11 protein-coding genes are annotated in these 8,579 nt (G+C 66.7%); 7 read left to right on the top strand and 4 right to left on the bottom strand.

Annotated features, from left to right (window positions below; genetic code table 11):
* The 4 genes from VN856_RS26810 to VN856_RS26825 form a co-directional block, all read left to right on the top strand.
* Positions 1 to 763, top strand: a 763-nt coding sequence (locus VN856_RS26810; RefSeq protein WP_325694967.1) for a 3-hydroxyisobutyryl-CoA hydrolase, incomplete at its 5' end; no start/stop codon positions are given.
* A gap of 10 nt (positions 764 to 773) precedes the next feature.
* Positions 774 to 1,553: an enoyl-CoA hydratase gene (locus tag VN856_RS26815; RefSeq protein ID WP_325694969.1), complete on the top strand. Its 780-nt coding sequence runs from the start codon at positions 774 to 776 to the stop codon at positions 1,551 to 1,553.
* A gap of 9 nt (positions 1,554 to 1,562) precedes the next feature.
* Positions 1,563 to 3,251 carry an alpha/beta hydrolase gene (locus VN856_RS26820; protein WP_325694971.1) on the top strand — a complete coding sequence of 563 codons (1,689 nt, stop codon included), beginning with the start codon at positions 1,563 to 1,565 and terminating at the stop codon, positions 3,249 to 3,251.
* A gap of 115 nt (positions 3,252 to 3,366) precedes the next feature.
* The gene (locus VN856_RS26825) at positions 3,367 to 3,633 is read left to right on the top strand and encodes a hypothetical protein (protein ID WP_325694973.1); all 267 of its coding nucleotides are present in this window, start codon (positions 3,367 to 3,369) and stop codon (positions 3,631 to 3,633) included.
* On the opposite strand, the gene VN856_RS26830 is transcribed toward VN856_RS26825, so the two are convergent.
* Both VN856_RS26830 and VN856_RS26835 read right to left on the bottom strand, forming a co-directional pair.
* The gene (locus tag VN856_RS26830; protein WP_325694974.1) at positions 3,630 to 4,016 is read right to left on the bottom strand and encodes a rhodanese-like domain-containing protein; all 387 of its coding nucleotides are present in this window, start codon (positions 4,014 to 4,016) and stop codon (positions 3,630 to 3,632) included. The genes VN856_RS26825 and VN856_RS26830 overlap by 4 nt on opposite strands.
* Positions 4,013 to 4,591, bottom strand: coding sequence for a cysteine dioxygenase (locus tag VN856_RS26835; protein ID WP_414687062.1), 579 nt, complete (start codon positions 4,589 to 4,591; stop codon positions 4,013 to 4,015). The genes VN856_RS26830 and VN856_RS26835 overlap by 4 nt, the downstream gene beginning before the upstream one ends.
* A gap of 183 nt (positions 4,592 to 4,774) precedes the next feature.
* Here VN856_RS26835 and lpqV point away from each other — a divergent pair, with 183 nt between their 5' ends.
* From lpqV to VN856_RS26850, 3 genes are all read left to right on the top strand, one after another.
* Positions 4,775 to 5,146, top strand: coding sequence for a lipoprotein LpqV (gene lpqV / locus VN856_RS26840; RefSeq protein WP_414687063.1), 372 nt, complete (start codon positions 4,775 to 4,777; stop codon positions 5,144 to 5,146).
* Between the two features lie 282 nt (positions 5,147 to 5,428).
* A complete protein-coding gene (locus tag VN856_RS26845) occupies positions 5,429 to 6,112 on the top strand; it encodes a class I SAM-dependent methyltransferase (RefSeq protein ID WP_325694985.1) in 684 nt (227 codons plus the stop codon).
* A gap of 103 nt (positions 6,113 to 6,215) precedes the next feature.
* Positions 6,216 to 7,181, top strand: coding sequence for a patatin-like phospholipase family protein (locus VN856_RS26850; protein WP_325694978.1), 966 nt, complete (start codon positions 6,216 to 6,218; stop codon positions 7,179 to 7,181).
* Here the strand turns inward: VN856_RS26850 and VN856_RS26855 are convergent.
* Together VN856_RS26855 and VN856_RS26860 are read right to left on the bottom strand one after the other, a co-directional pair.
* Positions 7,174 to 8,034 (bottom strand): patatin-like phospholipase family protein, encoded by an 861-nt coding sequence (locus tag VN856_RS26855; protein ID WP_325694980.1) that lies wholly within the window; start codon positions 8,032 to 8,034, stop codon positions 7,174 to 7,176. The two genes, VN856_RS26850 and VN856_RS26855, sit on opposite strands and share 8 nt — an antisense overlap.
* Positions 8,031 to 8,579, bottom strand: a 549-nt coding sequence (locus tag VN856_RS26860; protein WP_325694982.1) for a class II glutamine amidotransferase, incomplete at its 5' end; no start/stop codon positions are given. The genes VN856_RS26855 and VN856_RS26860, both read right to left, overlap by 4 nt.

Raw genomic sequence — 8,579 nt, forward strand, 5'->3', positions numbered from 1 at the left:
CCTGATGAACGGTCAGATCGGCCGCTTCCCGAAGACCTACGTGGCGCTGATGCACGGCATCGTGATGGGCGGCGGTGTGGGGGTCGGCGCGCACGCCAACACCCGGGTGGTGACCGAGACCTCCAAAGTCGCCATGCCCGAGGTCGGTATCGGCTTCATCCCGGACGTCGGCGGGGCTTACCTGCTGTCGCGCGCACCGGGATCGCTGGGCCTGCACGCCGCGCTCACCGGGGCGCCGTTCTCCGGGGCCGACGCCATCGCGCTGGGGTTCGCCGACCACTTCGTGCCGCACGACGAACTGGATGCGTTGCGCGAATCCATCGCCGAAGTGGGCGTCGATCAGGCGATCGCCGCCCACGCCGTCGAAGCCCCGGCCAGTCAGCTTGCCGCACAGCGGGATTGGATCGACGACTGCTATGCCGGCGACACCGTCGCCGACATCGTCGCCGCATTGCGGGGCCATGACGCCGGTCCCGCCAACGACGCCGCGGACCTGATCGCGACCCGCTCCCCCATCGCTCTGTCGGTCACGCTGGCGGCCGTACGCCGCGCTGCCAAGCTCGGCACGCTGGAAGACGTTCTGGCCCAGGACTATCGGGTGTCGTCCGCGTCGCTGCGTTCGCACGATCTGGTGGAGGGCATCCGGGCTCAGCTGGTCGACAAGGACCGCAACCCGAAATGGTCGCCGGCATCGCTAGCTCAGGTGAGCGCAGCCGACGTCGAAGCATACTTCGCACCCGTCGACGACGAACTGAAGTTCTAGGAAGGCAGCGATGACGAAAGCGTACGAAACCATCCTGGTCGAGCAGGACGAGCGAGTCGGCACCATCACCCTGAACCGCCCGAAAGCGCTCAACGCGCTCAACAGCCAGGTGATGGACGAAGTCACCACCGCAGCAGCCGAATTCGACAACGACCCCGGCATCGGAGCGATCATCATCACCGGCTCGGCGAAGGCGTTCGCCGCGGGCGCCGACATCAAGGAGATGTCCAGCCTGGCGTTCTCCGACGTCTTTGCCGCCGACTTCTTCGCCCCGTGGACAAAGCTCGCCGCCGTGCGCACGCCGACGATCGCGGCGGTCGCCGGGTACGCGCTCGGCGGTGGCTGTGAGCTGGCGATGATGTGCGACGTGCTGATCGCCGCGGACACCGCGAAATTCGGCCAACCGGAGATCAAGTTGGGTGTGCTGCCGGGCATGGGCGGCTCGCAGCGGCTGACCCGGGCCATCGGCAAGGCCAAGGCGATGGACCTGATTCTGACCGGACGCAACATGGACGCCGAAGAGGCCGAGCGCAGCGGCCTGGTGGCACGCGTCGTGCCCGCCGACGATCTGCTGACCGAAGCCAAAGCCGTCGCCACCACGATCTCGCAGATGTCGCGGTCGGCGTCACGGATGGCGAAGGAGGCGGTCAACCGCGCCTTCGAGTCCACGCTGGCCGAGGGTCTGCTCTACGAACGTCGGTTATTTCATTCGGCTTTCGCGACCGACGACCAGTCCGAAGGAATGGCCGCGTTCATCGAAAAGCGACCGCCGAACTTCACCCACCGCTAAGGAGTCGTGGTGAACGAAGCCACCACTGCCGAACCCGCGCAAGCCGTCGAGCCTCAGCGCCGGAAAGCGTGGTGGGTTCGGCACTACACCTTCACCGGCACCGCGGTCGGGCTGGTGTTCATCTGGTTTTCGATGACGCCGTCATTGTTGCCGCGCGGCCCGTTGTTTCAGGGTTTGGTCAGCGGCCTGGCCGGCGCAATCGGTTACGCCATCGGCGTTTTCGCGGTATGGCTGGTGCGCTTTATGCTCTCCCGGGACTCCAGCCCACCGGCGCCACGACGGGCGTGGCTGGTGCTGATCGTCGTCGGCGCGATCGGCATGCTCGCGATGGTGATCTGGTTCCACGTCTGGCAGGACCGAGTGCGCGATCTGATGGGCGTAAAGCACCTGGTGTGGCTCGACTACCCGCTGACCACTGCACTGTCGTTGGTCGTGCTGTTCGGCGTCGTCGAAACCGGCCAGCTCGTCCGCCGGCTGGTCCACTTTCTCGATCTGCGCCTCGATCGGATTGTGCCGCCGCGGGTTTCGGCCGTGATCGTGGTATCGCTACTGGTCGCTCTGACAATCGCGTTGCTCAACGGCGTCGTGGTGAAATTCGCGATGCGGACCATGAACAACACCTTCGCCACGGTCAACAACGAAATCAATCCCGACACCGCCGCGCCCCGGACACCGCTGCGGTCGGGTGGGCCGCAGTCGCTGGTGAGCTGGGAATCGCTGGGCCACCAAGGCCGGATATTCATCAAGGGCGGTCCCACCGTCGAACAGCTCACCGCGTTCAACGGCGCACCGGCGACCGAGCCGATCCGCGCCTACGCCGGACTCGACTCCGCCGACGGCATCACTGCGGCAGCGGAAGTGGCCGCGCGAGAATTAGAGCGCGAAGGCGGATTACGCCGCGCTGTCATCGCGGTCGGAACCACCACCGGCACCGGCTGGATCAACGAGGCCGAAGCCGACGCGCTGGAGTACATGTACAACGGCAACACCGCGGTGGTGAGCATGCAGTACTCGTTCCTGCCCAGCTGGCTGTCCTTCCTGGTGGACAAGGAGAACGCGCGCCATGCGGGCCAGGCGCTGTTCGAAGCCGTTGATCGGCTGGTGCGCCGGCTGCCAGAAGCGCAGCGCCCCAAGCTCGTTGTGTTCGGCGAAAGCCTGGGCTCCTTCGGCGGCGAGGCGCCGTTCATGAGCCTCAACAACGTGTTGGCCCGCACCGACGGCGCGTTGTTCTCCGGGCCGACATTCAAGAACACCATCTGGACCGATCTGACCGCGACCCGCGACCGCGGGTCGCCGGAGTGGCTGCCGCTCTACGACCACGGCCTCTTTGTGCGATTCGTGGCACGTCCCGACGACCTCAAACGCCCTGAATCGCAATGGGATACGCCGCGCGTGGTGTATCTGCAGCATGCCTCGGACCCGATCGCCTGGTGGGATCCCGATCTGTTGTTCCGCCGACCGGACTGGCTGCGCGAAAAACGTGGCTACGACGTGCTTCCCGAGACCGAATGGATCCCGGTGGTGACGTTCTTGCAGGTGTCGGCCGATATGGCGGTGGCCGTCGATGTGCCGCAGGGCCACGGTCACGTCTACGTCGCCGACGTCGCCAACGGTTGGGCGGCGGTGCTGCAGCCGCCGGGGTGGACGCCGGAGAAGACTGCCAAACTTCGCCCACTGCTGCGCGCCAGTGAGGGCTAACGCCAGGTAAACGGACGCTGTGAGTGTGCCATGGGTTTCGGGCCACTAGCTAGCAGGTCGAACAATCAGGTGGCAGGATTCACCGTATTCGGTATCCCGTGGAGGGAGAGGCCAAATGACCTGGACAATTGCCAAAATCGCGGCGGCGGGGGTGCTGACCGCGATTCCGATCGCGGCGGTGGGTATGCCCGTGTGTGCCGCCGCGAATTCCGGTGGCGCGCCAATCGTGCTGCCGGCGCCACCGCCCGCGGATCCACCGCCGGCCCCGGAGCCGCCGGCCCAGCCGGGGCATAACTACGAGTACTACAACCCCAATGACTACAACGACTGGTGGTACAACCAGGGCAGCGACGGTGGTGGCGGCGGAGGAGGCGGCGGCTAAGTCGCAGTCACCAGGCCATTCGCGAGCAGCGCCCGGTAACCACCGATGACGTCCGTCGCGCGGTGCAGGCCAAGGTCTTGCAGCGCGACCGCGGCCAGACTCGACGTGTAGCCCTCCGAGCAGAGCACCACCCACTCGACATCGTCGCTGACCGCTTGCGGCAGTCGGGCGTCGCTGGTCGGGTCGCAGCGCCACTCCAACACGTTTCGTTCGATCACGAGCGCCTTCAATGCCTCCGGCACTTCCCCTTCGCGAGTGCGCTGCGCCTGCGGCCGGATGTCGACGAGCAATGCGCCGCGCCGCAGCGCCGCCGGCACCTCGTCTGCCGCCAGGCGGTGCAGCCGTGCCCGCGCCGTCTCCAGTGTCTGATCGATGCGGCTCATAGGTTCTCCGGTTGGTCGGTCAACTCGGTGCGCTGACGCCGAAGCCGTTGCTCGTTGGTGACCTCGTAGTACGACATCACCGTCAGCGGAGGCGAATACGCGTGCACGCTGAGCGACGGTCCCGGCGGGCCGTACGCCGACGCCGCCGGACCCGTTGGGGCCCACACCACGTCGTGCACCCAGCCCAACGGGAACGCGGCCTGATCCCCTGCCACGAGCCGTTTGCAGCGCAAACGGTCTCCGTCCCAACGGAATTCATCCAGCGATCCGGACAACAACGTCAGCGCACCCAGCGATCCGCCGTGGTCGTGCAACTCGGTGCGATGCCCGGGCACCCAGCTGATCAGCCAGACATCGACTTCGTCGTCGCCGTGCAACCGTACGAACCAACGATCGTCGGTGGGCACACCGCCCGCCGGGACCACCTGGTCGTAGCGGCCGCTGAGCACGTCGTCAGCCGTTCGGTCGGTGATGTGCAGCAGGTCGGCCAGCCGCAGCCGGGTCGGACCGGGGACAGATCGGAGACGCGACGGTCGGGACAGGACAGGGGCAGCAATGAGGTCTGCAGAAACCATGTGAGGCAAGCTCCAGAGCGAACGGGCGTATCAATGGGCGGCGGCAGTCAGGGCCGACAACACTCCCAAAACCGGGTTCGCTGCATCACGGTCGCCAGTGTTGCATAGATTGACCGGGTGCGGTCGCGACCATCACGCCCCTTGATCTTGGACACGATTGCCGTCCTGACCGCCGCATCGGTGATGACGGGCTGCTCCGCCCCCGGCACGAAGGCCCCAACCGTATCCACCTCGCCGTCAGGCACGGTGACGACAGCGGCAGCGGCGGCGCCGGGCGTCGTGGCGATCTCCCCCGCGGGCGTCACGACCAAGATCAACGTGCCCTCCTACTCGACCGAAGAGCAGTACTTCCAGGCCTGCCATGCAGCGAAGACGTGGATGCAGGGCCACCCGGGCGACCGGGCGGCGCTGGTCGAGAAGTATTTGGCGGCCGTCCAGACGCCTGGCGTCGCCGGCGCCGGCACCTGGAACATCGCCTGGGCCGCACTGCCGCTGCCGCGGCAGGCGGGAGTGATCGTCGCGGCCAACGCGGCCGCCAACGACGAATGCGGCTGAGGGCCGGCCTGCGCTTGAATCACGCCGAGCAAAAGGCGGGTCCTGTGACGGATAGCAGGAGCGACCCGGCCATAAATAGATTTCTCTTTGCATCCTCAGCATTCGACGGCACGTAGTCACCCGGTACGATGCCGTTGAGGCAATTTTGGCATAGCAGGAGGAAATCTCCAGCTATTTTTCAAATTGCCGACGCATAATGCACGCGCTCCGGCCCCGTATTGAAGTCGTTAAAATGGCTTCGGCCGGTTGCCCGCGTTGTTCGGCGTACTTAGCGTCGGTGCTATGCCAACATTCAATGTGAACAGCGTCGACTGGGATGAGCTATACAATGGCGTGGCGTCTTACGCGCCCGGAAATCCCGGCTGGAATATCGGTGAATTGCAACCGGAACTCGCCGCCCTGGAGCGTCAGGGGCGTTTCCGAAGTCCGGTTCTCGACTCTGGCTGCGGGGTTGGAGTCACGACACTGGCGCTTGCCCAAAAAGGATATGACGCCGTCGGCCTCGACCTTTCCAGCAGCGCCATCGCACAAGCCAGGCGCGCAGCGGCAAGTGGAGGCCAGGAAGTTCAATTTGGCGTCGCCGACCTCTCGAAATCGACCGGGTACGAAAACTACTTTTATACCGTCGTCGACGGGCTGGTCTTTCATTGCCTGCCCGAGCAGTTGCGCAACGGTTACATCCAATCGAGCGCACGGGCGCTGCGGCCCGGCGGGAGATTCTTTGCCCTGGTTTTCTCTACCGACGCCTTTCCGCCCAATACCGACTTCGGGCCACGGCCATTCACCGAGCCAGAATTGCGCCAGACCGTCGGTAGGCACCTAGTCGTCGACGAGGTGCGGCCGGCGCGTGCATGGGTCAACGTGCCGCGGACGCTGCCTGACGGCTTCGAATACCGCAACGTGACAATCGGGTCCGACGGCCGCGCGCGGCTGCCGTCGTTCCTGGTCAGCGCTCACCGCAAATAATCCCCCGCCCCCAGGATTCGGCGTTGACCTCCAGCCGGCCGCCGAACCCTCCCCGCGTGGGTGCCGTGCGCCCTACCGCCCCCGCGCGGGGAACAATGAGCCGATGACAGACTCCGACCTCACGCCCGAACAGCACCCCGGGCGGCGCGTGGCGTTGGCGCTGGGCAGCGGAGGTGCCCGCGGGTACGCGCACATCGGGGTCATCCATGAGTTGCAAGATCGCGGTTATCACATCGTCGGGATCGCCGGTTCGTCGATGGGGGCGCTGGTCGGCGGGTTACAAGCGGCCGAGCGGCTCGACGAATTCGCCGACTGGGCAAGGTCGTTGACTCAGCGTTCAATCCTGCGGCTGCTGGATCCATCGATCACCGCGGCCGGCGTGCTGCGGGCCGAGAAGATTCTGGACGCGGTGCGCGACATTCTCGGCGCGGTCACCGTGGAGGAGCTGCCGATCCCCTACACCTCGGTGTGCACCGATCTGCTGGCCGGCAAGTCGGTGTGGTTGCAGCGCGGCCCGGTCGACGAGGCGATCCGTGCGTCGATCGCGATCCCGGGTGTCATCGCACCGCACGTCATCGACGGGCGGCTGCTGGCCGACGGCGGCATTCTCGACCCGCTGCCGATGGCGCCGATCGCGGCCGTCAACGCCGACCTGACCATCGCCGTCAGCCTGTCCGGCAGCGAAGCCGCGGGCGGCGACCCAGCGCCGGAGCCCCGGCCCACGACCGAGTGGTTGAACCGGATGCTGAGCAGTACCTCGGCGCTGCTGGACTCTCCGACGGCACGCGCGGTGCTCGACCGGTTCGGCACATCGAGCGCGGAGGACCCAGACGACACAGCGAGCGTGCCGGAGTCCGAACCGCCCAGGCTCGGCGGTTTCGAGGTGATGAACCGCACCATCGATATCGCCCAGGCCGCGCTGGCCCGCCACACATTGGCGGCTTATCCGCCCGACCTGCTGATCGAGGTGCCGCGGTCGGCTTGCCGCAGCCTCGAATTCCATCGCGCCGCAGAGGTGATCGAGACCGGCCGCGAGCTGGCTGCCGAGGCGCTGGACACCATCACCTGACGCCAAGGAACGCCGCGACGGCCGCCGCCTCCCGCCGGCCCTGCGCACGCCCGGCATGCGCGGAGGGCACGCGGCAGCGCGGATCGAGTGCGTTCGGACCATATGCGGCCAGCGACTCCTCGTCGGCGAACACACCCAGGGCCGCACCGCGAAACCCGTTGATCTCCACGGCCGGCCCGGCGCCGAACGCCGACGGCGCCGACTCTCCGGCGGGCACCAGCACCACCGCCGCCTCGCAGTCGTCGGCGGCGTCGAGGTTGATCGTGCTGCCGATGCCGCCGTCCATGTAACGCCGATCCCCGATCGTCACCGGCGGCCATGCTCCCGGTACCGCGCAACTGGCGGCCACCGCGTCCACCAGGTCGACGCCGGAATCGCGGTCGAGCACCACCAATTCGCCGGTGGCGATGTCGACGGCGGTGAGGCGCAGCTCCCGGTCGGGCCAGACGTGCGAGGGAAGTCGCTGCGCGATGACGTTGCGCCGCAACGGCTCGGCCAAGGTATCGGCGGCCAGCGCGACAGCCCCGATCCGCTGCCGCTTTTGTACGAGGGTGGTGTCCGGGTCCGACAAGGCGGCCAGGAAGAGCTCCATGATGGACTCGATCTCGACGCCGGGGTCGAGTTCGGCGGACGTCTCGCTGACCTGCCGCGCGAACAGCTCCGCCAGATCCACGCCGCTGCTGATCTGTGCGACGACCGCCGAGCCGGCCGAAGTACCAAGCAGCACGTCGGAATCCAGCAAGGCCGCCGCCGCGGCCCGAGACTCGTCGGCGACTCCGATCAGAAAGCCTGTCTCCCAGGCGATCCCAGCGACACCACCGCCCCCGAGCACCAGCGCACGTTTACCCGTCATGCGGTCGGATGTAACGACGCCAAAGCCGTCGGGCTGAGATCCTCGGGCCGCAGTTGATGGCGTGGAGGATCCCGTAGCACCAGATCGCGGCTGATCTGTAAGCCCGCGTCGACGTGGACCAATTCCCCCGGTTCAATGAGCTGCCATCGTGCGGCCTCGTCCATCGGCTCGGTGGCGAACACGGCCGACGGCTGATGGCGCAGATGTTGCGACTCCGCGCGAATTCGGCTGGTGCGCAAATGGAATCGGTGATCCGTCGAGGTGCTCCGACGATCCGACAGGTACAGCTCGTGCGACTCGGGGTAGCGAAGTGCCCAGAGGTCGGTGGCCGTGCTGAGCAAGATGTTGACCGCATAGATCGGCACGTTGTCGGCCAACCAGCGCATGGCGTCGACCAGGCCGGAGGTGACGTCACCACCGCGGGCCCGGATCGAGGCGGTGATCAACGCGAACACCCGCTCGGAGTCGGTCTGCCCCAATACCAAGTCGGCAGTGCCCACTTCGATGAGCCGTTCGTCGAGCACATCGAGGCCTTCCAGCACGCC

Origin of the sequence: Mycobacterium sp. (assembly GCF_035603715.1) — a bacterium.
GTDB lineage: Bacteria > Actinomycetota > Actinomycetes > Mycobacteriales > Mycobacteriaceae > Mycobacterium.